This window comes from Pararhizobium sp. LjRoot238 (assembly GCF_964252955.1).
GTDB lineage: Bacteria > Pseudomonadota > Alphaproteobacteria > Rhizobiales > Rhizobiaceae > Pararhizobium.
On the sequence record NZ_CAXUPP020000002.1, the window covers coordinates 411130 to 434793 of the forward strand.

A 23664-nucleotide genomic window follows, 5' to 3' on the forward strand; every position below is an offset into this window, starting at 1 on the left:
TCCCTGCATCAGATCCTGGCAATCAGCGCAAGGCCAGCGCCCGCGGCAAATCCCACAAGAACGAACAAAAGCAGCAGCAGGGGCTTCAACTCGCCGTTCGCACGTTTCTGCAACGTATTCAGGCGCTTCTCCATTCCTGCCACCACCCCATCCAGCCGCATCAGATGGACATCGAGATCATTCAGCCGTTGGCTGATATCCACCCTGAGGCTTTCGACGGCGTCGCTGACATCGGTCAGGCCGACGGTCCCTGTCTCGGACTTGTCGGCATCGACTTGTGGTGTGCGCTGCACTGAGCGCTGTGAGACCTGCAACTGCCGCTGCGCTGCCATCAATACGTCGAGCTTGTCGAGCACTTTCGTCAGCGGCGCGGCGATAAGGGCTTCGGCCGCTTGCTCATCTGGCTGGGGAACGCGCAAGGCTTGCTCGGAGCCACTTCCATTTCGCGCCACGACGACGAGATCGCTCGCCCGCGACTGGACGGGTTCGGGCAGTGCGATTTCAAATGCGTGTTTGCCGTCGCCAATGCCGTTGCGCCGCAGGTCGGGGCGATTGCGATCGGCAACGGCCTCTGCAATCACCTTGCCATCGAGCAGGACACGGATGATCAGCCGTTGATCCGGCGCCATCGGGTCGAATGCCCAGCCGAAGATCCTGCCCATGTCGATGGCATCCACCCGGCCGTTCATCGGCTTGGCATTGTCCTGTTCGGATGCGGCATCCGGTCGTTCAGCGGGATTGGCCATGAGTTCTCCTATGCCTGAACCTGCGTCGTCTCGATCCGCTTGAGGTAGCGGCGGGCGGTTGTATCGATGTCGTCGGGCTTGCGCGCGTTTGCGGCGAACCGGCGCAACAGGCTCGGCTCTTCCAATATGCTGCGCATCGCCGCAGCGAGCGCTCGGGCATCGTTGGGCGGAACGGTCAGGCCGTTGACGCCGTGCTCGACCATTTCAGCCATTCCGCCAATGTTGCTGGCGATGACCGGGCGCCCCTGAGCCTGGGCTTCCTGAATGACCAACGGTGCATTCTCCCACCAGACCGAGGGAACGATGGTGCAATCGACTGCGGCCACCAGATCGCCGATATCTTCGCGGCGATAGGGGCCTCGGGACTGCACCGATGCCGATGTTTCGGCAAAGCGCCGATCGATCTCGTCGACAAAGGCCTCGCTCTGGAAGGGCGCGCCGCCATGGACGCGAAGCTCGAAATCGAGGCCATCGGCCAGAAGCTGGCGCGCGGCGTCGAGCAAAACGGTTACCCCCTTCCAGGGGTTTAGATTTCCGAAATATCCGAAGATCGGCCTTCCGCCCTCGAGCAACTCTCTTCGAACGCCGGCATCTCGGCTGGGGATACCGTTGGGAATGACGCTGATCTTATCCGCATCCAGTCCCCATCGCACGAAGCGCTCCCTTAAAAAGGCGCTGGGCGAGACGAAGTGGTCGACCGTGCTCAGCAGGGCCTTCAGGTGGCTTTCGCGCAAGGTAAAGCGGTCGAGCGGAATGTCCTTGAAACAGCCGTGGCAGCGGTCCGGGCTGGACTGGTGACACAGCTCCTTGCTGCCGGTGCGCACCATCAGGCCGTCATGATGGCAAATGGGGTAGTAGTCATGCAGCGTCATCACGATCTGGCAGTGGGGCAGGGTGCGGCGGACAATGTGAGGAAACTCGGCGCCAAGCAGCAGCAGGTGGTGGAGGTGAACCACGTCCGGCCGGAAATCACGCAGCAGCTCCGTTATATCCGGCACGATACCGTAGAGGTCGATCTGGCTCAAGAAGAAGCGGTCGAAATGTCCGGACCACAACAGGATTTCGTCTCCCGCCTGGCCGATGCTCTGAAAACTCGTGCCGGGCCTCGCTTCGCGATGGATCTGGTTCGTGGCACCGAGAAACAGGGCTTCGTGCCCCTCGCGCTGGTAAGCGCGAAACAGGTCGTGCGCGAAGATCTCCGTCCCGCCCGGATGAAGAGACGGATGGTTGTGGGCGGCCACCAGAATGCGCTTGCTCATCGGCCGCTTCCCCGCCGCTTCGACACGATGAAGTCCTGATGGTGGCTCGCTTTGGTGCCGCGCCAATGGCCCAGCGATTTTAGGGCGACGGAGAGGCCGGCGCGTTCGAGCGCCTTGTCCAGAAAACCGTCCTCGAAGCCGATTGCGGCAAGGCGCGGCTGGTTGGGGACGAACCAGCATGGGCTTTCGCGATAGCGTTGGAAAGCAAGACGCGGATCGCGCCGCCCGTGTTCGTTTGCCGCCGCGATCTGGTCGACCACGAACGCTGTCATGAACAGGCGTCCGCCGGGTGACAGAACCCTGCGGACTTCGGAGAGGTAGACGAGGACTTCCGCGGGCGGCAGATGCGTGACCACGGACGTCATGATCACGAAGTCGAAATGATGGTCCGGAAAGGGCAGCGCCAAGGCCTTACCGCTGATCTTGCCGCCCGGATTATAGAGCTCGTGTGCGATGTCCAGTCGCTGGAATGAGAAATTGGGGTAGGCATGCGTGATCGTACGCTGGCACCAGCCAATACCGTCTTCGACGGGATCGATGCCATCGTAGCGACTCGTTTGCGGATCGAGATACTGGGTGAGCGGCACAGCCATCCGGCCGATACCACAGCCAATATCGAGCACACGGCTGTCTTCGCGCAGGCCGCCGATGCGAATGAAGTAACCGAGGAACTCGGCTCCGATCGCGCGAAAATCACCATCTCCCACGAAGACGTTGGTGGTATCCGGTTGCGGCAGGAAACGATTTGCCCGAACGGATTCGATGAGCCAGCGAATACGGTCTTCATCGATCAGCCGGGCCGGCGCGGGCGGCTGCAGGAGTGCCACTTTCGTCATGCTGCGCTCCGTTCCCGGATTCTCTCACCCATGGCGGCGGGGCGATGTGGGTCTTTATCGCGTTGGTTCGCCATCAGCTCGCTGATGTCGTCCTCCCAGCGCTGCGTGTGCAGCCATGAATTGTACTGGCTGGCAACGCCGCGCATGTAGTCCTGGCTACGGCGGATCGAGCGGCGTTCGAAATGATAGAGGCACGCCGCCGGCTCATAGGCTATCTGCAACCCGAGGCGGCGGATCTTGAGGCAGAGGTCGCTGTCTTCGTAATCGCCGATCACGTAGTCGTCGGTGTAACCGCCAACGCGCTCGTAAGTCTCCCTGCGGGCCACGAGGCAGGCGCCGGTGACGCCGGGTACGTCGCGGGTCTGCTGCGCCGGCCGGTAGTCGCCAGGCATGCCCTTGTGGAAATGGTGGTTCAGCCAGATCCCGCGCTGGTCGCGGCCGAAATAAAGCCCGGCATGCTGCAGCGATCCGTCTTCGAAGATCAGTTTCGGGCCGATGGCCCCCAGTTTTTGCGTTTCCAACAACTGACGCGACAACACCTGGAGCCAGCCGGGCTTGCAAGGCACGACATCCGAATTGAGCATCACCAGGATGGAGCCGCGTGCGAAACGCGCGCCGGCATTGCAGGCACGCGCGTAACCGCCGTTGCGGTTCATAACCACCAGTTTCATCGGCAGCCCGTGCAGAAGATGCAGTCCGCCCAGCAGATGCTCCGTCTCATCCTGGATTTCCGGTGAATCGAGGACGTAGATGACCTCCGCGTTGGCTGCGAGCCAAGGGTCCGTGGCCATCCCCGATAATTGAAAACGCAGGAAATCGAGAACCTTGTAGAGGGGCACGACAATGGAAACGAGCGGCGCGTTTTCGGGCAGGCTGTAGTCCTTTGTGTAGTCGACCTCGATGGTCTTGCCCAACCGTCGTTCAATGTCCTGCAGGGCGGGAGCGAGAATCGTGCGGAAAGCATCGTCGACTGCATGCTGCGGCGGCACGGCGCGCAGGACGTGGTTTCGCTGGATTGCTGGCTCGAAAGGCTGTGGCTTCGGTATCAGCGGCCTGACCGCTCCTGAAGCGAGACGCATCTGAAATCGCGGTTGCAGCAGTGGTCCGGGGGATTCCGCGAGTGGAATCCAGGCAACGAAACCCGTCACATCGGTCTTGCTCTTTTCGTCCTTCCCTTGCGCCCATGCCGGGAATTTGTAGTTGTTTCCGTCGAGCGGCACGGCGGTGCCGTCTTCCTTGACATAGTCGATGCCAGCGAAGGCCGATGATGGTCCATGAAACCAGCCGCCGGCCAGAAGGCCGCCATCGAGCGCCAGAGCGAGATCGACTTCACCGGACGGGTGCATCGACGACTTGGCAATCCGGCTCGCCGCCAGCGGGGCGCGCGTTTGAAGATCGATCGCCGTGGCGGCGCCGCCCTCCGGCAACAGGGCGAGTTGACGGATGATCATTTCGCGCAGTTCCACCGCCTCGCGGTTTTTGCTCCACCAACCCTGAAGGCTGGCATGGCGCGACTTGGCGTCAGGCAGTTGGCGAATGGCGAGGCCATTCTTGCTCAGGAGAACAATGAGAAACGGAGGGGAGGGCGCGTCTGCGATGAAATGGCACGATTGTAGGCCGTTTTTCGCATTGCGCCCGAGGGCGAGCCGGTCGGCCATGCGTGTGATCGAAGTGGCACCGATCGCATAGATCGCTGTGATTTCGCCCAGATTCGGATTGATCACAGTCTCGATCAGATGGCGCCCCTGCGCAATCTGGCAGACGACACTGGCGGTCTGCGGTTCGGGCACGAGCGTGTGAAGGGCGTCTTCTACCACCATGTTGAAAAGATGGTCGCTAGCGATGCGGAAGGCGCTTCGCCACACAGTCAGCAGGTTGTTGACGAACTTGATGCGGGCATCCGGCGCGAGATCCGCGAAAAGAGCCTCGACATCGAGGGGTGCAAGCGCGCGTGCCGGCTGCATCATGACGGTTTCGATGGTGCTGCCGTGCTCCGTGCAAATATCCACATTCACGGGTCGCTTTTCTGGTCTCATCGCCCAGAACATGCGTTGTCCCCCGTTGCCAAGCGGCAGCATCATGCTGACGAGCGGTACCGGCGACTGCTCCATGGACAACAGACACCTCGTATTGGCGGGAAGGGCTGGGGGAAGGTCCCAGATGAGGACGGCGAGCTCGGTGCCGAGCCGAAAGATCTTTGCGTTCCTGAAAACGCCAGTGGCGTCTATCGATTCGTCGAATGTCACACGCTGTCCCTCTGAATCGGAATAGCGCGCCCCACGGGAGGAGGCAGGGCGCGCCGAGCTCAGGCTCAGTGAACGGTGAAGTAGTTATCGGGATTGGCCTGGATGTCGTCGGCATCGACATTTACCAATGTGAGCGTATCGCCATGACCGAGATCCACGACGACATTGCCGCCGACCTGCGTGACGCGCGAGGCCAGGTCTTCGGGCGAAGTCACGTCGAGGCCATTGATGCCCTTCGAGATCTGCAACAGATCCTCGCCCGCGATAAAGTCGAGAATGACGTCATTCCCGCCGCCGCCGTCGAAGACGAAGATGTCGTGGCCGGCACCGCCAGCCAAGATGTCGTTTCCAGCCCCGCCGTCAATGACGTCGTGGCCCTCGCCGCCATACAGTATGTCGTTGCCCTTGCCGCCGGACAAAAGGTCGCTTCCGTGTCCGCCGAACAGGATGTCGCTGCCCTTGTCGCCGTAGAGAAGGTCATCACCCCAGCCGCCGACGAGGGTATCGTCGCCGTTTTCACCATTCAGTAAGTCGCTGCCCTCGCCGCCGAACAGGGTGTCGTTTCCCTTTTCGCCGAACAGCAGGTCGTCCCCGTCACCACCGAACACGACGTCGTGCCCGTTGCCGCCGCTCACGAAATCATCGCCCCCATGGGCGCGAATGAAATCGCTGAAGCGGGAGCCGAACAGGGCGTCGTCGTATGCGCCGCCTTCCAATGTAGCCATCTGCCTCTCCTCTTCAGGTTTATATGCACGCGTCTTCGGCGCTGGATGCGACGATTGCGCGCCCGGATTGTGCATTGCAAAAAAGAACGGCGCAAGTATCTAAAAGAGATAAATCGTCTAATAATGAGAAATAAATTTCTTAATTTGAGTCTTAATGGTACATTATTTCGGCAATGGCAGCTTTTATGAAGTAAAATTAAGTTATTTTACTCGTAAATAACTTCAATAATTGAAGCAATTTACACGATAAACCTCTATATTTCGTTTCCGCGCGCTAATCTTCCCTGAAGGCGCGATTGAAACTCTCGACGGCGGGAGAGGTAAGGTAATCGATCGCAAGGCGTGACTTGTGGATAATCAGCACCTCCGCGGGCATGCCGGGATAGAGGCGGACATCGGGGTTTGCCTTGAGCGATGCCGCGTCGATTTTGGCGCGCGCGACGAAGAATGCGGTGTTTGACTTTTCATCTAGCGACTGGTCTGCGGCGACATATGTGATGGCGCCTTCCATTGGCAGGCGGGAACGCTGATTATAGGCCGTCAACCGGATCTGCGTCTGGGAGCCCACGGCCATGCTGTCGATGTCACGAGGATTGACGCGCATCTCGATCAGTAGGGGCTCATTTTCCGGAACGATCTCGAGCAGCGCCTGGCCGGGCGTGACCGCGCTGCCAGGGGTGCGCAGCCAGATGTTGCTGATGATACCATCCTGCGGAGAGCGGATCTCAAGGCGCCGAAGCACATCCTTCGAGGCGGTGATCTGCTCCTCGACATCCGCGAGCTCGATGCGTGCCGTCGTGATTTCGCCGGCGATCGTCGACTGAAACTCGCTTTCGATTCCGATCAGTGCAAGCTGCGCGCCCGCTCCGGCTTTTTCTGCCCGGGCCTTGTCGCCGACGAGCTCGCTCCGTTCCCGCGCAAGCTCGCTGAGCCGGGACTCGATGTCGATGAGTTGCGTGCGCGGGAAGACACCTTTTTTCACCAACGTTGCTATCGCCGTCCGCTGCTCGTTGATGAGGTCGATTTGCTGGTCCGTCGCCTGGATCTGGATTATGAGCGACTTCGCTTGTTCGAGATGCTCCTCGATGGTTTTTTTCTGGACCTCTATGCGCCCTCCCTGGGCCTCGCGCCGCTTTTCGAAAAACATCGTCTCCGCCATGACGGCGTCGTCGATCGCGGCGTCCCGGGCGTGGCCGAAATCGTGTGGAAAGCTGATCCGGGGCGCGTCGGTCTGCTCGGCCTTCAGTCGCGCCAGTTTCGCGATTAGGCCAATGCGCCGGATTTGGAGCGACCGCAGGCTGGAACGGGCTCGCGTATCCTCCAACTCGATTAGGGGCTGCCCGGCAGAAACCTTGTCGCCCTCCTGAACGAGCAGTCGGCTCATCACACCGCCTTCAAAATGACTGATGGTCTTTCTCTTCGTATCGACGATGACCGTGCCGTTGGCGACCGTCGCGCTGCTGAGTTCGGTCGAAAACGCCCAGGCAAAAAATCCACCGAAGGACACCAGGATCGTGGCGATCCCCGCGATGACAAGACGGCGGAGCGGCGAGCGGGTATCAAGTTGTTCGAATTCCAAGTCCGAGGGGCTGATATTCAGCGACACCGGCTGATGCAATGGCAGGCGACGCTCGGAAAGGTCGGGGCGGACCGCAAGAGGCTTCTTCTCCGTCATATCGCGGCCACCTCGCGGCGTGCTTCGCCCGGCATTGTGGCCGGAATCACGTCCGTTCGCGGCCCGAATTGTGTGACGCGGCCGTTTTCGAGCACGAGCAGCTTGTCGGCGACTTGCATGATGGCTGGCCTGTGAGCGATTATGATGACGATGGCGCCGTCGCCGCGCGCGTGCTGGATGGCGCGGATGAGGGCCTGTTCGCCAATCGCGTCCAGGTTTGCGTTCGGCTCGTCGAGCACGATGAGACGAGGTCTGTTGTAGAGGCAGCGCGCCAACGCTATGCGCTGCCGCTGCCCTCCGGAAAGGGTCAGGTGTCCGTCGCCGACGGGCGTGTCGTAGCCGAGTTGTAGGCGTCCGATCATGTCGTGGATGTCGGCCAGTCGCGCCGCCTCCAGCACTTTGTATGGATCGCTTTCGGCCATCCGCCCAATGTTTTCTCGAATCGTGCCTTCCAAAAGCGATACAGATTGCGGCAGATATCCGACCACTTGGCCGAACGAGTTGCGCTCCCAGAGATAAGTGTTGTTGCCGTCGAGGAAGACGCCGCCGGACGTGGGTCGCAAGATTCCGACCAGCAGGCGCGCGAGGGTCGATTTGCCTGCCGCGGAGGGGCCGACCACGCCCAGAACCTCGCCCGGAGAGAGGGAGAAAGAAATGCCCTTGATGATCGGCACATCCAGTCCCGGGGCTGCGTAGACCAGCTTGTCGACCACGATGTCGCCCGACGAATGCGGCGTGGGCATCGTTTGGCGGATCGCAAGGTCCGCCTTGAGGGTGGCCTCAAGGCGACGCCAGCCCGCGATCGCCAGAACCCACTGCCGCCAATTGTCGATGATCGAATCGAAGGGGATCAGGAGGCGTCCGACAAGAATGCTCGATGCCATCATCGCGCCGGGCGTGATTGCCTGCTCCAGCACTAGAAACGCTCCGGCTGCCAAGGTGACGATCTGGATGGAATAGCGCAGGCTGCGGGTGATGGACGACATCGCCTTGCTCCTGGTCCCACTCGCTTCAAAGGCGCTGAGGGCTTGCATTTGCAGGGCGCGCCAACGATTCGCCAGGGCCGGCAGCATACCCATCGCCTCGATAGCCTCGGCATGTCGCAGCGATGCGCCAATCTTGGACACGGCCTCGATATTTGTCTGGTTTGCTTCCTTGGTGAGTTGGCGTGTCAACATGTCCGTGACCAGGCCGCCGCAAAGCAGCAGCGCCGCGGAGACAGCCCCAATGAGGCCGAAAAGCGGATGCAAAACGAAAAGGGCGCCGAGGAAGATCGGTGACCAGGCCGCGTCGAGGGGCGCGGTCACCGCTGACGAGGTCAGGAAGCTTCGCAATTCTGCGATGTCCCGAAGCGACTGGGTCGCGCGCGACAGGCCCTGGTCGACCGAGGCCTGAACGGCGGCGGCCAGGACTGGCATGTTTAAACGCCGCACGAGCGCGCCCCCGATAGCTTGGAAAGACAGGGCGCGGATGAATTCCAGAACACCGAGCACCACAAGGGCGCCGATCGCCAAAATGGTGAGCATGACGAGCGTGTCCATGCTCTGGCTATTGAGCACCCTGTCATGAACTTGCAGCATAAACAGAGGCATCGTGAGTTGTAGCAAATTGAGACACACGCTAAGCGCCGCCGCATATAGTAACCCGGACAAGAATACACGCTTTGCTTGCGACATCAGCAATCCCGGGTTGTTTTGATCTTTGCCTCCCCAAATTTGACTCTTGCTTCTTGTCTCATTTTGAACAGTATCACGCATGGTGATTTGCCTTTAGTTAACGTTAGAGCCAACTTCTGGAGGGCAGAATTGGTTATAACTGTGCCGAAGTGTAGTAATGCTTCGGCCAATCTGGCACAGACGGGAGGGCTTGTGCAAGCTCGGGTTAATCAGGGGTGATGAGCATATTTGAAAAGTACTTCAATTTTTGAAGTACTTTTCCGAATCGGAGTGTGAAATGAAAGAAAATAGTGTGCTCAATCTGTCCGAACTTAATGACGATCTAGGAATTCGAAATAACGGGCAGGCAGCACAAACGGACCCCGGGCATTCTCGGGATGCAGAGTTTGGTGACCTCCGGCAAGTTACATATTTCGAGCTTGCTCGCCTGATGGAGCGGGCAAGTCGACGGTTTTCAGGCCTGATTCGGGCGGAGCTGACCAAGCTTCGTGTCGATGACGTGGGGCCGGCACAGGCGATGATTCTACTGGCAATCGGCGACTCGGAGCTCTCGGTCGCCGAGCTTCTGGATCGTGGGCATTATGTTGGCTCCAACGTTTCCTACTATCTGAAGCAGCTTGCCGATGGCGACTATATTGATCGCGTTGCCTCCCAGCGCGACAAGCGGTCCGCACGCATCAAGTTGACAGAGAAGGGGCGGCAACTGAGAGCAAATCTCCGCGACGCGGCAATGACCTATGAACGCGCGGTGAATCGTGGCGACCAGGATCAGCGGATGCTTGAGACGGCCTTCCAGACGTTGCACCAGCTCGAACTGGCCTGGGGCACCAATTCACGGTACGGCGTCTAAGTGGTGAGTGATGCCGTGGGCCTGGCAATGGCGGACTAGGCGATGCACGTGGCGTTTGTTCATCGGCGGGGCTTCGGCCAGTTCGCTGCCTTGGCCGCCCATCTCGCGCAGGCGGGCAATGAGGTAAGCCTCATCACCGAAACCATAGATCAAAAGATCCCATCCGTTCGCGTTGTTCGACATCGCGCGGAATCAGGTCCGCGCGCGAATCCACACATGGCCCGGCACATGGGTACTCCCGATCACCACGCGCGAATCGGCCATCGCGTCGCCGAAACGCTCGACGCCATGGCGCGGCAGGGGCTGGTGCCCGACATTGTCGTTGGCCATATCGGCTGGGGCAGCATGATGTTCCTGAAGGACGTGCTGCCGCGGGTGCCCGCATTGGGATATTGCGAGTTCTTCTACCGATCGGAAGGGGCGGACATCGGGTTTTCCCCCGACGATCGGCCCGATCTGGAGACGCGAAAGAGGCTGCGGCTGCGTAACATCGCGCAGCTCTTGTCCCTTGAGGCCATTGAGGCCGGCATCAGCCCCACCCATTGGCAAAGAAGTCTGTACCCTGCCGACGCCCAGGGGCGCATTTCGGTGTGTCACGAGGGCGTCGATACGGCGCGGTTTCGACCCGACCCGACAACTTCGGTCAGACTTTCGGACGGACGTGTGCTCAGGGCTGGGGGTTCTCCCATTGTCACCTTTGTCGCGCGCGACCTTGAGCCGTATCGCGGATTTCCACAGGCTTTGGCGGCTGCCGCGAAGGTTGTGCGACAGCGTCCCGATGCGCTGTTCGTTTTCGTCGGCGGAGATGGCACCAGCTATGGTGTGCCGCCACCCGGCGGCGGGTCGTGGAAGCACCATCTCCTGGAATCGCTGGACATACCGCGGGAAAATATCCTCTTTCCCGGCGTGGTGCCGCATTCAGTTTTGCGGCAGCTTTTCCAGATCTCGGCCGCGCACCTCTACATGACCTATCCGTTCGTTTTGTCTTGGTCGGTGTTGGAGGCAATGGCGTGCGGCGCTCTGGTCATCGGATCGGATACCGCGCCTGTCCGGGAGGTTATACGCGCCGGCCGGAACGGTCTGTTAGTGCCATTCTTCGACGCCGACGCACTCGCCGAGGCCATTCTTGGTGCCCTGGAGAATCCGGAACGCCACGTCGGGATTCGTGCCGCGGCGCGCCGTACCGTCGAGCGTCGCTTCCGACTGGCGGACTGCCTCGAGCGCCAACAGGATATTCTTGAAAAATTGGGTGGAAAATCACTGATTCGTCAAAAATGAGCGCGAAGATGCATTATTACTTTAATTTTCAAAGTATATGTGAACTATTTTTTATGTATTATTTTGACTTCTATCATTGTGCAGCGCAAAATTAGTTGCTAGCATCATCGTTGATGACGCCTGGTTACTTTAATAAACAACTGATTATCCAGCGTCTTTGAGTTTTGTTCCGAAATAATTTTTCAGAGGCGGTGCGTGCAAGATTTGATGTCTTCCATCATAGGGCAGCGACTGGCGGCAAAAAAACTGGTGGCGGTATCGGGCCGGGACCGGTCGTACTTCGAGGGGAGCGATATAGAGCATCTGGTCGCCTACCTCGAAATGGACGGACGCCCTCAGTCGACCTTGCAGAACGCCTTTCCGTTGATCGCCGTCGCCTTTTCCGACGAGGGCGAGGCGGATCTGCAAGAGCGCCTGGCGCTGCTGGGGTCTCTGGGTACGGTGCCCGCGGTTCCCCTCCAGCGGCTTGATCCCGCCAGCAAGCCGGACAGTCTTGCGCTTCTGCGCACGCTGGCCGAGGGCGGCGTCGGCCGGCTCGCTCGATACAACGCCTCGATCACCTCGGAGCTGTCGATTCTGAGGCGGGAACGCGAGACGCTGCTGGAAAATTACCGAGCTCTCGAAGATGCGTTCCAGGCGCGAAACTGGGAGCCGGTTTCCGAGATATTCTCCCACGATCCCTATGTCGACCCAAAGGACGAAGGGATCGGTCAACTGCTCGCCAACGCCTTTGTCGAGCAACTGCTGCCGGTGTCCAGCCTCGGCGTGGCGGGGCTCGCGCTTCACCTGCATTCCGTACCGAAAGCCAGTGGAGAGCTCGTCGTTGCGTTGCGGTATCTTGAAAGCGGGGAAGGTGTGGCGGAGTGGACCGTGCCCTATGCGCAACTCGTCCCGAATTGGAACTTCTTCTCACTGCCGCGAGCCTGCGGAGGCGCGGCACGGACACTCCGGCTGCGGATATCCGCGACCGGGCCCGAGACCGTCGGCCTTTCGCTCGGCTATCCGATCGCCGGCGAACGCTATTCGGCGCGGTCGGAACTTCCGCATCCGGATCTCGATCTGCGCCCGTTGGCGTTTAAAGTGTTCACGGGACTGCCCGGGGTGAAGCCGTCCAGGGCACCCAACATGATTGCGCCGAGCAGCCTGCTCGAGGGTCAATACATCGTCGATTATCGCCTGGCGGTCGACACGTTGAGCCAGATCGCGGACGTTTCAGTCACGCCCATCGTCCCGGAATTCCAGACGGTGCGCTTCCTTGAGCATGAGCATGCCATCGTCTGCCACCCGTTGCCAAGCGGTATATCGGCGGGCGCGGTCAGTCGCGCTGTCGAGCCCGGAACGATATCCTTCTCGGCAAGTGCCGTTATCGATCATCCGGAAGGCCAGCCCGCGGCGGTCAGCTTCCTGCTCGCCCCGGCGAATTCGAATGCGCGTTCCGAAGTGGCCGAGCTTGCGCGAAAGGGCGCAGCCAAGCCGTCGGCATTCTTCAGCGGGTGGCGCGAAGTCACGTCCAAGCAGGTCGTCAACATCAACATCCAGCTGGACGAGCCGGTACGTGGCCCGATGGATCTGATGATCCTCAGTCGCGCTGTCACGGATTCGGTCGATTTCTCCTGGCTCAAGGTGTCCGGCTTCAGGTTGGTCAAGCAATCGACGGAGGCCGCCGATGTCCGGTAACCGGCAATTCACGGACCTGATCGCCGTGGCCATGCCCCTCTACGGTCACGCGGCACTCGCCCTGGAGGCGATAGAGTCCGTACTTGCCTCGAATCTCAGTAGCTGCCGGGTCGTCATTATCATCTCGGTCGACGGCGATCCACGGCACGAAACGTTCGATCAACTGTTGCTCTACGCCGCGGCCAATCCTTCCGTCCATGTCGTGTTCGGCCAGAACGCCGGGCCGGGCGGCGCACGCAATCGCGCCATCGATTACGTCCTCGAGCACTTTCCCGAGGCGAAGGCTGTCTATTTCCTCGATGCCGACAATCGCGTCCTTCCCGGCACTATCGAGACGCTTTACCGGCATCTCCTCTCCAGTTGCTGCGGGTGGGTCTACACCAATATCGATACATTTTCGGTAAGCTGGCGTGCCCACTACGGAAACCGCTATTCGCGGCTGGTCCACTGCGTCACCGATAATATCTGCGACACGGGATCGATGATCTCAATCGATGTTTTTCTGGAAGGCGTCCGCTTCAACGACGACAGGCAGAACGGCTTCGAGGATTGGGAGTTCTGGCTGTCCTGCATCGAGCATGGTTTTGTCGGTACGCCCTGCCACGACACCGTCTTCGAATACCGGCTGAGGGCAGAGAGCCGCTTCAAGGAGGCGAACCGGGATCGTGCGACGTCGGTAAGCTTCCTGCGCAAGCGCCACATGCCATTGTTCCAGCGCCCGATGCTGGTGGATTTCGAGCATGAGGAATGCCCGCGATACCTGTTTGCGCGAACGGAAGACACCGCGATCTCCTTCTTCACCGATCCCCTCAAGCCACCGACGACGCTTCGCCTCGACGACATCATCCCGGCGTTCTGGGCAAACATTGGCGAACCCGACAATGAACATTTCCCGCCGTTCATGGTCGCCGGAAGTGGCGCGACGCTCGACTTGCTCCGGCGTTCGCGCATGCTGCCGAACGTGCTTGCCCACCTTGAGCGCCTGAGCGAGACCAGCAACGTCGTCTTCGTACAACTCACCAACGATGCCGCCCAGCGCAAGATCGAGCCAGTCGGTCAGGGGGCGGGTGGACAAAAAATCGGCCCCGCCGATCTCATTTTCCTTTCGTCCCGGCTCGTTCAGGACGTGGTCCAGAACAACGCGGTGGACTGGTTCGCGTCCATCGGCAGCCCGCAGGTATGGCCGACATCGACGGTTCTGAAAGTGCGCTTTCCTTTTCCAAGAAGCCTCCCGCGCCGCACTGTCATTACGCCTCAGCAGGTGATGATCAATTGCGTCAACGCGATTGCCGCGAGTCCCCTGCGGGAGACGGCGGGCAGGCGGTGGACCTGGCGTCCGGCGCGACTCGTGCCTTATGGCGATCTGCACAAGGCGCTGCGCAAGGAGGTCGGGGGATCACCGGTCCTGCCGCTCGGGCACAGCGAATGCAAGCGGACCGTGGCGCTGCTCGTGCCGAACGCCTCGTTCGGCGGCGCCGAGAAAGTCGTCTACGCGGCCGCCCGGGAATTGAAGGCGGCGGGTTACGAAACCCATCTCTTCGTGCTCGGCACGTCCCGGATGGACGTGATCGATGAATTCGATTCCTGCTTCGACCACATTCACTTCTGGGACGCGGGAATTCCAGCCTGGGGAGGGTCGGGTTCCTTCCTGGGGCAGGACTTTATCGCCGAGGAGCATTCGGTCGACTGGGAGGCGCTCAAGGGACAGCTTTCCGGCTTCGACCTAATCATCAACAACCATGTGATGGCCGTCCATCCCCTCATCGCGCGACTTCGCTCCGAAGGCACGCGCACTGCCTGCTATCTTCACGTCGTCGACAACACGGCCTTCAAGAGGCCCGCCGGTCAGCCCTTCGCAGCGATTGCCCATGAGCATTGCTACGATGCCTTCCTGACTTGCTCCGAACAGCTCAAGATTTATCTGCACAGCTACGGCGTCCCCCACGAGAAAGTCTTCGCCGTTGCCAATGGCGCGAGCTTTTCGGTGCCGCCAAAGGTTCTGGCGGAGGTTCTGGCGGTCAGGCGGATCGAGCGCAAGGGCGACCGGTTGCGACTACTCTATATGGGGCGGCTCGATCAGCAGAAGGGCATCGATCGACTGGCGGCGACACTCGCAGAACTGCGGGCCTCCAACGCCCCCTTCGACGCCCGGGCTATCGGCGGTGAAATCCTCGCCGATTCAAGCGTGTCCTGGAGCGAGCGATTGAAGGATCTGGGCGTCGACGTGCGCCCCCCCGTCTTCGCCAGCAAGGATCTGATCAAGGCGCTGGGCTGGGCGGATGTTCTCGTCATGCCCTCACGCTGGGAGGGCGCGCCACTGATGATCGCCGAGGCGCAGCAACTCGGCTGCGTGCCCATCGCGACTGCGGTCGGCGCCGTGGACGAACTCATTTCCGACGGCGAGGACGGCATCCTCATCGACGCGGCTTCCGATCCTCAGGTCGTGAGGGAGATGGCGCGGATCATTGAAGAGGTGGCGCACAATCGTGAGAGGCTCGCTCCGCTCATGGAGGGCTGCATCAGGACCGCCGCGCGCCGGTCATGGGCTTCCTCCTTCTCGGATTTCATCGCGTGGAGCGATCGCTCCGTCAAAAATTCATCACTGTCTCGCGCCGCGGTCTTTCGCGAGCAGTCGGCGGCAAATCCCGTGGTCGCGGCGATCGGCTGATTGCCGGGCCGCTTCCCTGAACAGAAAGGTCTAGTCGAATGCGTCCACGAATTCTCGTGACGGGTATTCCTGGTCACTACACACGCCTTGCTAATGGCGCCCAGGGCTTGTCCGTCTCCTATGCGGAGCGGCAGAAGCAGCCGGAAGCGAAAGAGGAGTTTCTGCAGGAGTTGCGCAACATCAGCAACACCGGCAACTACCTCATCGGCGAAGGCGCTCTGCGCGCGCTCGCGCCGCATGCGAAGCAGGTTCCCTTCTGGCATCTCTACAATTCGAGCAAAAGCGGCAGCGGGTTCGATGAGTTCAACGCCAACTTCGACATCTGCGTCTTCACCTGCGCGAACCTCCTGCGCAAGGGGCTCTCCGCGGACGCCGAGGCGGAGGTGCTCAGCCGGCTCAACATGCCAATCGTCATGCTGGGCATCGGCCTGCAAAACCGCAAGGACCTGGAGAACAATCTTCCAGAGGGAACGAAGCGGCTTCTCGCCATCTTGAAGGAGCGCGAGCACTACTTCCTGACGCGCGGCCACGAGTCGGCCGGCTTCCTGAAAGACCAGGGCTTCTCCTTCGTGCGACCGACCGGATGCCCTTCCGTCTATTTCATGCCGGACAACATGCGCCGCTCCATGAAGAAACTGTCGAGCGTGGAAATCGGCAAGGCGCGGACAATCTTTTCAGGCTACCTCGGCGGCAATCAAGATGCGATCCTCGACGCCAATGCGCTGGCCCCACAGGGCACCGCGCCGCAATACGTGGTGCAGGATGAGTTTCTTCACTTCGACATGCAGGTGGAGCCTAACGACGAGGGGCGCGTCTACGATTCCGCGTCGGGCCTGATGATCGGCGATCTGACCTATCCCGGCACGGAGCGCGAGAAGCAGCGGTTCGAGGTTCGCACTTTCTACGACACCAACCAGTGGCGCGCCTGGGCCTCGTCGATGGACTTCAATCTCGGCCGTCGTTTCCACGGCTCTATCATCGCCATGCAGGCGGCGGTGCCGAGCCTGATGGTGGCGGTGGACGATCGCATGCGCGAGATGCTCGGCTTCACCGGCCTTCCCGCCGTCGACATCACCGAGATCGACAAGGCAGAAAACCGCGCCGAGTTCGTGGCCGATCATCTGGCAAAGCTCAACACGAGCGAGCTTGTCGACCGGTATTCCGACCGCGAGCGCGCCTTCCGCACGACGCTTCGTGAAATCGGCATCGCGAATTAATCGCCCAAAGGCCACCATTATCGGTTCAAAGGATAGTTATGCGTATTTTGCTCACGGGAATTCCGTCTTATCTGCAGAGAACGATTGCGCAGGTTTCGGGCACGACTGTCGTCCACCGGCCCTATTTTGACGAGGCCAGCACTAAAAAGGACTTGATTTCCCAGGTCAGGCGGATCGCCAATACCGGCAACTACCTGATCGGCGAGGGCGCGGCCGAAAGCCTGCGCGGTCATGACGTCACCTACCTCCCCTTCTGGCACCTCGCCAACAACCGGGGATCGGAAGACCTCTACGAGCGCGTCAACCGCGAGTTCGATATTTGCGTTTTCGCCTCCGCCAACCTCTTGCGGCCCGGCTACTCCGCGGACCTGGAAGCCGAAGTCTTCGCCAAGCTGAAGATGCCTGTCGTGGTGATGGGCATCGGTATCCAGCGCAAGGAGGGTCTCAAGGAACTGCTGCCGGCCGGCACGCTCCTGTTCCTTGAGGTCTTGAAGAAAAAGGAGAGCTTCTTCCTTACCCGCGGCTATTTCACTGCCGAGTTTCTCAGGGAGCAGGGCATGAAGTTCGTCAAACCGACCGGCTGCCCATCGCTCTATTTCGCTCCGAACGAGATGAAGCGGTCACTTTCCGCGCTTGCCAATCCGGGACTGGCAGAAGCCCAGAAGATCGCCTTCGGCGGCTATCTCGGCAGTGTTGCCGATACGATCGTCGACGCGCATGCCTTGCTTAAGCCCGACAGCGTCGCAAGCTATGTCGTCCAGGACGAGGTGGTTGCCTACAACCTCTCCCTGACCGGCGACGACAATGACATTGTCTATGACCGGGCGAGTGGGTGCATCACTGGCGCGACCGAATACAAGCATTCGGAAAAATGGCAGCGAAAATCCGAACTGCTGGTCTATTTCGACACGAACCAGTGGCGGGGCGCAATGTCCTCGCGCGATCTCTGCTTCGGCCGCCGTTTCCACGGCTGCATCATCGGTATGCAGGCCGGCACACCCGCCCTCATGATCGCGGTCGACGACCGCATGCGGGAAATGCTGGAGTTCATCGGCTTCCCCTATATAGAGGCGGCGACCTGGAACCGGGAGGCGGACAAGCGCGCATATCTGTCGAATTTCCTCGCCAAGATAGACACGCAAACCGTGATCGACCGCTATTCCGCTTGCGAGGCAAATTTCCGAAATGCTCTGGGGCAGATTGGACTTTGAGAGGATGAAAGCGGCGGCGCAAAAGCGCGCGCGCCTCGCTTGCGCGCTGGCAGCGCTCTGGGCCTTTGCACCGGCGCCGCCGGCGGACGCAGACGATGCGTTCCCCGATCGCATCGGCATTAACCGGGTAAACCTCGCCTGGCTTTCCCGCGCCGATCAGAGGCGCGTGCTGAAGGAAATTGCGGCAAGCGGCATCACCCATGTCCGGCTTTCGCTGTCGAGGCCGGTGGAGAAGAGCATCGAAGCGCTCGAAATGGCGGACCGGCTGGGGTTGAAAGTCCTTGTCGAGATCCAGCTCGGCAACAAGGACTACTATCCGGCGGGGGTGCGCCCTCGCACCGGTTTCGGCCGCATATGGGATGTTCGGCGGCTTTCGGATCTCGATCTCGATCTCTACCGCGCGCAGCTGCGCTCGGCGCTTCGCCGCATTGATGGCATGGGCATCCGCATCGACGCCGTCGAGCCCGGAAACGAAATAAACTACAGCGCCTACAATGGCGACCTCGTCGTCTACGAAAAACCTGGGCGGCAGACACCGCGCAGCGTTTCGGAAGTCGCAAATCGCTCGGCCTTCGAGCGCGGGCTCGACGCATATGTCGGCGCCGTCCGGATCACCCGAGAGGAATTGCAGGCGACGGTGCATAGCCGCGGCGCGCTGCTGATTTCCGCTGGACTTTCCGATATCGGCGCAAACGAGGCCGACCATCGCGGGATGGAACGGCTCGATCCCGGTGCGTTCGTCTCACTCCTGCGGGAACGGGGGATCGACGCGCTGATCGATGGCTATGGCATTCATGTCTATCCGGGGCGCAAAGGTGACGCGGCGCTTGCGCGGTATGTGGCGGCGCTTCTCGACTTTTGCCAACCTGAAGGGGAGGGCAAGCCGTGCTGGGTGACCGAATGGGGCATTGCCAACACCGCGCTTTCTTGTCCGATCGACGACCGGAAACGAGAAGGGGCGATCCGCGCCATGCGCCGCGTCTTCGGGCAACGGATGGCGGAGCGAACGCTGGAAGCGGTCTTCTACTACGACTGGGATACCCAGCCGGTCTACAGCGTCTGGCGTTGCGGCGCCTTGAGCCCGGCCGGCGTGGCGGCCACCGAACCGAATGCCGGTGAAGGATCGGTGAGATGACCAATGTGATCTGCCCCCTCCTGTATTCGCGGCCCGAACGTGGCCGCGGTGGGTGGAGCGTGGAAATGGCGACGGGAGAAACTGCATGAAAGGGATCATTCTGGCAGGCGGCACCGGAACGCGGCTCTACCCTGTTACCATATCGGTTTCGAAGCAACTGCTGCCTGTGCATGACAAACCGATGATCTACTATCCGCTGGGCACGCTGATGCTGGCGGGAATCCGTGACATACTGGTGATCACGGTGCCGCGCGACAGGCCGCTTTTCGAGGGGCTTCTCGGTGACGGAAGCGCGCTCGGCCTCTCGATTTCCTATGCCGAGCAGCAGCGGCCGAACGGACTGGCTGAGGCCTTCGTCATCGGCCGAGAATTTGTCGGAGACAGTCCGGTCGCTCTCATTCTGGGAGACAACATCTTCTACGGAGCGGGACTTGCGGAAATCTGCCGCGACGCGGTCGCTAGGCAGGCCGGGGCCACCGTCTTCGCCTATCATGTGGACGATCCGGCCCGATACGGCGTGGTCAGCTTCAACACAACGACCGGCAAGGCCGACGCGATCGAGGAAAAGCCTGCGATCCCCAAGTCGAACTGGGCGGTCACGGGTCTCTACTTCTACGACAACGATGTGCTGGACATCGCGGCCTCGGTCCGCCCCTCGGGCCGGGGGGAACTGGAGATCACCGACGTCAACCGTGCCTATCTCGATCGCGGCAATCTCCACGTCCGCCGGCTTGGCCGGGGCTATGCCTGGCTCGACACGGGAACCCATGAGAGCCTGCACGACGCCGCATCCTTCGTGCGCACCATCGAATACCGCCAGGGCGTGAAGATCATGTGCCCGGAAGAGATCGCCTTCGAGCTTGGCTATCTTTCGGCGGACCAGGTTCTGGCGCGGGCCGCAATGCTGGGACAGACGGACTATGCCGTCTATCTGCGGCGGCGCATCCGAGAGCTTGCCGATGTTTGAGCTTCGTACTTTCAGCCTCGACGGTGTGCTGGAGCTGACGCCGCGCAGATATGAAGACGAGCGCGGCTTTTTCACCGAAACCTACAACGCGGCCTGCTTCGCTGCGAAGGGGATCGATACAACCTTCGTGCAGGACAATCATTCCTATTCGGCCAAAGCCGGCACGCTGCGGGGACTCCACTATCAGCTACCGCCGCGCGCGCAGGCAAAGCTCGTCCGGGTCGTCCGGGGGGGCGTTTTCGACGTCGTTATTGATCTTCGCCGCGGCTCGCCGACCTTTGCCAAATGGGTTGGTATCGAACTCTCGGCCGAGAAGGGCAATCAGATCCTGGTGCCGGTGGGCTTTGCGCACGGCTTCGTCACGCTCGAGCCGGATACGGAGGTCTTATACAAAGTGAGCGACTTCTACTCGCCTGACCATGACCGGGCTGTCCGCTTTGATGATCCCGAAATCGCCATCGATTGGTCCGCCAATATCGACCGCCTGGTGATATCTGCGAAGGACCGAAATGCACCGCTTTTGGCGAATGCAACCGTTTTCGAAGGGACTGCGTGATGGGGACGAGGGGCATGCGGATTCTTGTCACCGGCGGCGCGGGCTTCATCGGTTCCGCGGTTTGCCGCCAACTGGTGGCGGGCGGCGCGGCGCGCGTCGTCAATGTCGATAAGCTGACCTATGCGGGCAATCTCGACTCGCTGCGTACGATCGAGCGGCAGGCGAACTACGTACACTATCGCGCAGACATCGGCAACGAGCGGGGTATGCTCGAGATCATGCGCCGCGAGAAGATCGACGCGGTGATGCACCTCGCAGCCGAAAGCCATGTTGACCGCTCTATCGACGGGCCGGATATATTCATCGAGACTAACATCGTCGGTACCGTTCGCCTGCTTAATGCCGCGCTTGCTTATTGGAGTGAGCTCGCGATCGGAGCGCGCGAACGCTTCCGGTTCCATCACGTTTCCACAGATGAAGTGTTTGGAGACCTCCCCTTCGATGGGAGCGTGTTCACCGAAGAGACGGCTTACGCCCCGTCTTCGCCTTACGCGGCCTCGAAGGCTGCCTCAGATCATCTCGTGCGCGCATGGGCTCACACCTACGGGCTACCCGTCGTGTCGTCCAACTGCTCTAACAATTTTGGACCGTATCACTTTCCCGAGAAGCTGATCCCGCTCGCAATCATCAACGCCATCGAAGAGAAGCCACTGCCGGTCTACGGCACTGGGATGAATGTGCGGGATTGGCTGCATGTGGAGGACCATGTACGCGCACTGGAACTGGTGGTGAGGCAAGGAAGGCCCGGCGAAAGCTACAACATCGGCGCACGCGCCGAGCGCTGCAATGTTGCCGTTGTTGAGCGTATCTGCGATCTCCTCGATGGTCGGCGACCGCGCGAGCTGGGCAGAAGTTATAGGGATCTCATCGCGTTCGTCCCCGACCGGCCGGGTCATGACCGTCGCTATGCCATCGACCCCTCCAAGATCGAGCGAGAGCTTGGATGGAAGCCGCGGTTGGGGTTCGACGAAGGGCTAAGCATGACGGTGGACTGGTACCTGGCCAACCGGTGGTGGTGGGAGCCGATCCGGCACCGGCGCTATTCAGGCACGCGTCTCGGCGAACGTCAGCGACGTCTGGCATGAAGATTGCCGTAACCGGGACCAAGGGCCAAGTCGCCCTGGCTTTGATCGAGCGGGCACGAGCGCTGCCCGATGTCGAGGTGTTCACCCTCGGGCGCCCCGAGTTCGATCTGGCTCGGCCCGAGACCATCTGGCCAGCGCTGGCGTCCTTGCGCCCCCAACTTGTCGTTTCAGCCGCAGCCTATACGGCCGTCGATCGGGCTGAGCGTGAGCCGAAACTGGCCTATAGGATCAACGCGACCGGCGCCGGGGCAGTCGCCGAGGCGGCGACCCGTCTCGGAGTGCCGATCATCCATCTCTCGACCGACTACGTCTTTGACGGAAGGAAGCAGGGCGGCTACCGCGAGACGGATGCGCCGGCGCCCCTGAACGTCTACGGAGCTTCCAAGCTCGCGGGCGAAATCGCCGTGGCGGCGGCGAACCCCCGCCATCTCATCTTGCGGACAAGCTGGGTGTACAGCCCGTTCGGGACGAACTTCGTAAAAACTATGCTGCGGCTGGCAAGCGCGCGTAAGGAAATCGCTGTCGTTGCAGACCAGCGCGGCAATCCCTCATCGGCGCTCGACATTGCCGCCGCCGTTCTGCGCGCCGCCGTTGCGACGGGTGAGGGCGGGGCATACGGTACCTATCACCTCGCGGGAAGCGGCACTACTTCATGGGCCGATTTCGCGCGTCATGTGTTCTCCTCAAGCCGCGCTCGTGGGGGGGCGTGGGCGGAGGTTCGTGACATAACAGCCGCCGAATTTCCCGTGCAAGCACTGCGCCCATTGAACACGCAACTGTCCACCACCAAGTTCGCCTCGACATTCGGCTGGACCATGCCGCATTGGCGGCAGTCGCTTGACGAGGCGGTGGGACTGATCTTCCAGGACGCCGCGGGCTAGCACATGCCCACAACTCCGCGGCGCGCCGCATTCAGATGATGGGCAACGGCGTCCGTGGCTGCCGCGTCGATACCTCAGGTTCGATTGCCCGACAGGGGAAGCGTTGCATAGGCGGCCACAACTGTTCGCATTCCGCGCCCCTGTACAGGAAAGGCGACGCCCCGCAGAGCAGGCCCGTAAGCCTCCCTGTCACGAAAACAGCTCCCGGAATAGGAGGGGGCCAGCCTCTTCCTCCGCAAGGGCGGCGTGGTTAGCTGCCTCGCGGAGTGCCTGAAAGTCGGCCTGGTCCCCGACCCTCGTACCGCCAAGCCGCACCGTCACCGATATATGGCGCTCTTGCCCGGCTGCGAAGGTGGTCTCGTCTATCCGCGTACGGATGCGCTCGCAGATGTCTCTGGCGTCTTCCGTTGTTGTGCCTGGCAGATAGATCCCGAGTTCGTCGGTGGCAAGGCGGGCGACGAGATCACCATAGCGCACGCAAGAATGTACGATCCGAACAATCGATTGAAGCAGCGTATCTGCCCATTGCGGGCCATAGCGACGACCGATCTCATCGAAATTGCCGACCCTGAGAACGAGCATGACGCCATCCGGGCTTTCAGCAGTGGTCAGGCGCCTGCGGTCTATCGCATGCTCGACCGAGGTCGCAAATGCGTTGGCGCGCAGTGTACCCGTGACGGGATCATGCCGGAGTGCGTGCTGAAGTTCTTTTTGGATCTCACGAAGCGCTTCGTTGCGTAGACAAAGCGCAAATTGAAGCGGAAATGTAACAACTGCCGTTATTGACGCCACTGCGGTCAATTCTGCCCAAAACGGACGGTCGGGAATAAGCAGGCTTAATACGCAAACGGCTGCGATCGCCCCAACGGCACAGGCAAGGGCGCCGAGCGTTGCTATCTTGATATGCGGGACGATTGCGGCTTGGCGAGAACGAAATTGCAGAGTCATCGGTTAATGGAGCTTTTGCAGGGGTCGC

Annotated in this window: 19 protein-coding genes; 11 read left to right on the forward strand and 8 right to left on the reverse strand. The window is 60.8% G+C overall.

Features of this window, described 5'->3' with window-relative positions; genetic code table 11:
• Positions 1–8: 8 nt before the first annotated feature.
• The 7 genes from ACSQ3F_RS23160 to ACSQ3F_RS23190 form a co-directional block, all read right to left on the reverse strand.
• Positions 9–746, reverse strand: a complete 738-nt coding sequence (locus ACSQ3F_RS23160; protein ID WP_436102568.1) for a hypothetical protein — start codon at positions 744–746, stop codon at positions 9–11.
• A gap of 8 nt (positions 747–754) precedes the next feature.
• Positions 755–2005, reverse strand: coding sequence for a glycosyltransferase family 4 protein (locus ACSQ3F_RS23165; RefSeq protein ID WP_436102569.1), 1251 nt, complete (start codon positions 2003–2005; stop codon positions 755–757).
• A complete protein-coding gene (locus ACSQ3F_RS23170; protein WP_436102570.1) occupies positions 2002–2841 on the reverse strand; it encodes a class I SAM-dependent methyltransferase in 840 nt (279 codons plus the stop codon). Before ACSQ3F_RS23170 ends, ACSQ3F_RS23165 begins: the two co-directional genes overlap by 4 nt.
• Positions 2838–5087, reverse strand: a complete 2250-nt coding sequence (locus tag ACSQ3F_RS23175; protein ID WP_436102571.1) for a glycosyltransferase family 2 protein — start codon at positions 5085–5087, stop codon at positions 2838–2840. Before ACSQ3F_RS23175 ends, ACSQ3F_RS23170 begins: the two co-directional genes overlap by 4 nt.
• A 65-nt stretch (positions 5088–5152) precedes the next feature.
• Positions 5153–5812: a calcium-binding protein gene (locus ACSQ3F_RS23180; protein WP_436102572.1), complete on the reverse strand. Its 660-nt coding sequence runs from the start codon at positions 5810–5812 to the stop codon at positions 5153–5155.
• A gap of 274 nt (positions 5813–6086) precedes the next feature.
• On the reverse strand, positions 6087–7487 hold the full coding sequence (locus ACSQ3F_RS23185) for an HlyD family type I secretion periplasmic adaptor subunit (protein ID WP_436102573.1): 1401 nt from the start codon (positions 7485–7487) through the stop codon (positions 6087–6089).
• Positions 7484–9244: a type I secretion system permease/ATPase gene (locus ACSQ3F_RS23190; RefSeq protein ID WP_436102574.1), complete on the reverse strand. Its 1761-nt coding sequence runs from the start codon at positions 9242–9244 to the stop codon at positions 7484–7486. The genes ACSQ3F_RS23185 and ACSQ3F_RS23190 overlap by 4 nt, the downstream gene beginning before the upstream one ends.
• A 196-nt stretch (positions 9245–9440) precedes the next feature.
• Between ACSQ3F_RS23190 and ACSQ3F_RS23195 the strand changes: the two genes are divergently transcribed.
• From ACSQ3F_RS23195 to rfbD, 11 genes are all read left to right on the forward strand, one after another.
• The gene (locus ACSQ3F_RS23195; protein ID WP_436102575.1) at positions 9441–10013 is read left to right on the forward strand and encodes a MarR family transcriptional regulator; all 573 of its coding nucleotides are present in this window, start codon (positions 9441–9443) and stop codon (positions 10011–10013) included.
• 42 nt (positions 10014–10055) lie between these two features.
• Positions 10056–11291, forward strand: coding sequence for a glycosyltransferase family 4 protein (locus ACSQ3F_RS23200; protein WP_436102576.1), 1236 nt, complete (start codon positions 10056–10058; stop codon positions 11289–11291).
• A 207-nt stretch (positions 11292–11498) separates the two neighbouring features.
• On the forward strand, positions 11499–12968 hold the full coding sequence (locus ACSQ3F_RS23205) for a DUF6212 domain-containing protein (protein ID WP_436102577.1): 1470 nt from the start codon (positions 11499–11501) through the stop codon (positions 12966–12968).
• Positions 12958–15636: a glycosyltransferase gene (locus ACSQ3F_RS23210; protein ID WP_436102578.1), complete on the forward strand. Its 2679-nt coding sequence runs from the start codon at positions 12958–12960 to the stop codon at positions 15634–15636. Before ACSQ3F_RS23205 ends, ACSQ3F_RS23210 begins: the two co-directional genes overlap by 11 nt.
• A gap of 38 nt (positions 15637–15674) precedes the next feature.
• On the forward strand, positions 15675–16853 hold the full coding sequence (locus tag ACSQ3F_RS23215) for a polysaccharide pyruvyl transferase family protein (protein WP_436102579.1): 1179 nt from the start codon (positions 15675–15677) through the stop codon (positions 16851–16853).
• A gap of 38 nt (positions 16854–16891) precedes the next feature.
• Positions 16892–18064: a polysaccharide pyruvyl transferase family protein gene (locus tag ACSQ3F_RS23220; protein ID WP_436102580.1), complete on the forward strand. Its 1173-nt coding sequence runs from the start codon at positions 16892–16894 to the stop codon at positions 18062–18064.
• 4 nt (positions 18065–18068) lie between these two features.
• The gene (locus tag ACSQ3F_RS23225; protein ID WP_436102581.1) at positions 18069–19199 is read left to right on the forward strand and encodes a glycoside hydrolase; all 1131 of its coding nucleotides are present in this window, start codon (positions 18069–18071) and stop codon (positions 19197–19199) included.
• 85 nt (positions 19200–19284) lie between these two features.
• On the forward strand, positions 19285–20166 hold the full coding sequence (rfbA, locus tag ACSQ3F_RS23230) for a glucose-1-phosphate thymidylyltransferase RfbA (RefSeq protein ID WP_436102582.1): 882 nt from the start codon (positions 19285–19287) through the stop codon (positions 20164–20166).
• Entirely contained in the window at positions 20159–20722 is a 564-nt protein-coding gene (gene rfbC / locus ACSQ3F_RS23235; protein ID WP_436102583.1) for a dTDP-4-dehydrorhamnose 3,5-epimerase, read from the forward strand. The genes rfbA and rfbC overlap by 8 nt, the downstream gene beginning before the upstream one ends.
• Positions 20723–20736: 14 nt before the next feature.
• Positions 20737–21807: a dTDP-glucose 4,6-dehydratase gene (rfbB, locus tag ACSQ3F_RS23240; protein WP_436102584.1), complete on the forward strand. Its 1071-nt coding sequence runs from the start codon at positions 20737–20739 to the stop codon at positions 21805–21807.
• The gene (gene rfbD, locus ACSQ3F_RS23245) at positions 21804–22688 is read left to right on the forward strand and encodes a dTDP-4-dehydrorhamnose reductase (RefSeq protein WP_436102585.1); all 885 of its coding nucleotides are present in this window, start codon (positions 21804–21806) and stop codon (positions 22686–22688) included. Before rfbB ends, rfbD begins: the two co-directional genes overlap by 4 nt.
• Before the next feature lie 189 nt (positions 22689–22877).
• On the opposite strand, the gene ACSQ3F_RS23250 is transcribed toward rfbD, so the two are convergent.
• Positions 22878–23636 carry a GGDEF domain-containing protein gene (locus ACSQ3F_RS23250; RefSeq protein WP_436102586.1) on the reverse strand — a complete coding sequence of 253 codons (759 nt, stop codon included), beginning with the start codon at positions 23634–23636 and terminating at the stop codon, positions 22878–22880.
• Positions 23637–23664: the final 28 nt, after the last annotated feature.

Bases quoted from the DNA above. Each gene is read 5' to 3' on its own strand.
- ACSQ3F_RS23160 (WP_436102568.1), bottom strand. From the start codon at position 746: ATGGCCAATCCCGCTGAACGACCGGATGCCGCATCCGAACAGGACAAT.
- ACSQ3F_RS23185 (WP_436102573.1), bottom strand. From the start codon at position 7,487: ATGACGGAGAAGAAGCCTCTTGCGGTCCGCCCCGACCTTTCCGAGCGT.
- ACSQ3F_RS23205 (WP_436102577.1), top strand. From the start codon at position 11,499: ATGTCTTCCATCATAGGGCAGCGACTGGCGGCAAAAAAACTGGTGGCG.
- ACSQ3F_RS23180 (WP_436102572.1), bottom strand. From the start codon at position 5,812: ATGGCTACATTGGAAGGCGGCGCATACGACGACGCCCTGTTCGGCTCC.
- ACSQ3F_RS23165 (WP_436102569.1), bottom strand. From the start codon at position 2,005: ATGAGCAAGCGCATTCTGGTGGCCGCCCACAACCATCCGTCTCTTCAT.
- ACSQ3F_RS23200 (WP_436102576.1), top strand. From the start codon at position 10,056: ATGCACGTGGCGTTTGTTCATCGGCGGGGCTTCGGCCAGTTCGCTGCC.
- rfbC (WP_436102583.1), top strand. From the start codon at position 20,159: ATGTTTGAGCTTCGTACTTTCAGCCTCGACGGTGTGCTGGAGCTGACG.
- ACSQ3F_RS23250 (WP_436102586.1), bottom strand. From the start codon at position 23,636: ATGACTCTGCAATTTCGTTCTCGCCAAGCCGCAATCGTCCCGCATATC.
- ACSQ3F_RS23210 (WP_436102578.1), top strand. From the start codon at position 12,958: ATGTCCGGTAACCGGCAATTCACGGACCTGATCGCCGTGGCCATGCCC.
- ACSQ3F_RS23220 (WP_436102580.1), top strand. From the start codon at position 16,892: ATGCGTATTTTGCTCACGGGAATTCCGTCTTATCTGCAGAGAACGATT.
- ACSQ3F_RS23190 (WP_436102574.1), bottom strand. From the start codon at position 9,244: ATGCGTGATACTGTTCAAAATGAGACAAGAAGCAAGAGTCAAATTTGG.
- ACSQ3F_RS23225 (WP_436102581.1), top strand. From the start codon at position 18,069: ATGAAAGCGGCGGCGCAAAAGCGCGCGCGCCTCGCTTGCGCGCTGGCA.
- rfbB (WP_436102584.1), top strand. From the start codon at position 20,737: ATGCGGATTCTTGTCACCGGCGGCGCGGGCTTCATCGGTTCCGCGGTT.
- rfbA (WP_436102582.1), top strand. From the start codon at position 19,285: ATGAAAGGGATCATTCTGGCAGGCGGCACCGGAACGCGGCTCTACCCT.
- rfbD (WP_436102585.1), top strand. From the start codon at position 21,804: ATGAAGATTGCCGTAACCGGGACCAAGGGCCAAGTCGCCCTGGCTTTG.
- ACSQ3F_RS23195 (WP_436102575.1), top strand. From the start codon at position 9,441: ATGAAAGAAAATAGTGTGCTCAATCTGTCCGAACTTAATGACGATCTA.
- ACSQ3F_RS23170 (WP_436102570.1), bottom strand. From the start codon at position 2,841: ATGACGAAAGTGGCACTCCTGCAGCCGCCCGCGCCGGCCCGGCTGATC.
- ACSQ3F_RS23215 (WP_436102579.1), top strand. From the start codon at position 15,675: ATGCGTCCACGAATTCTCGTGACGGGTATTCCTGGTCACTACACACGC.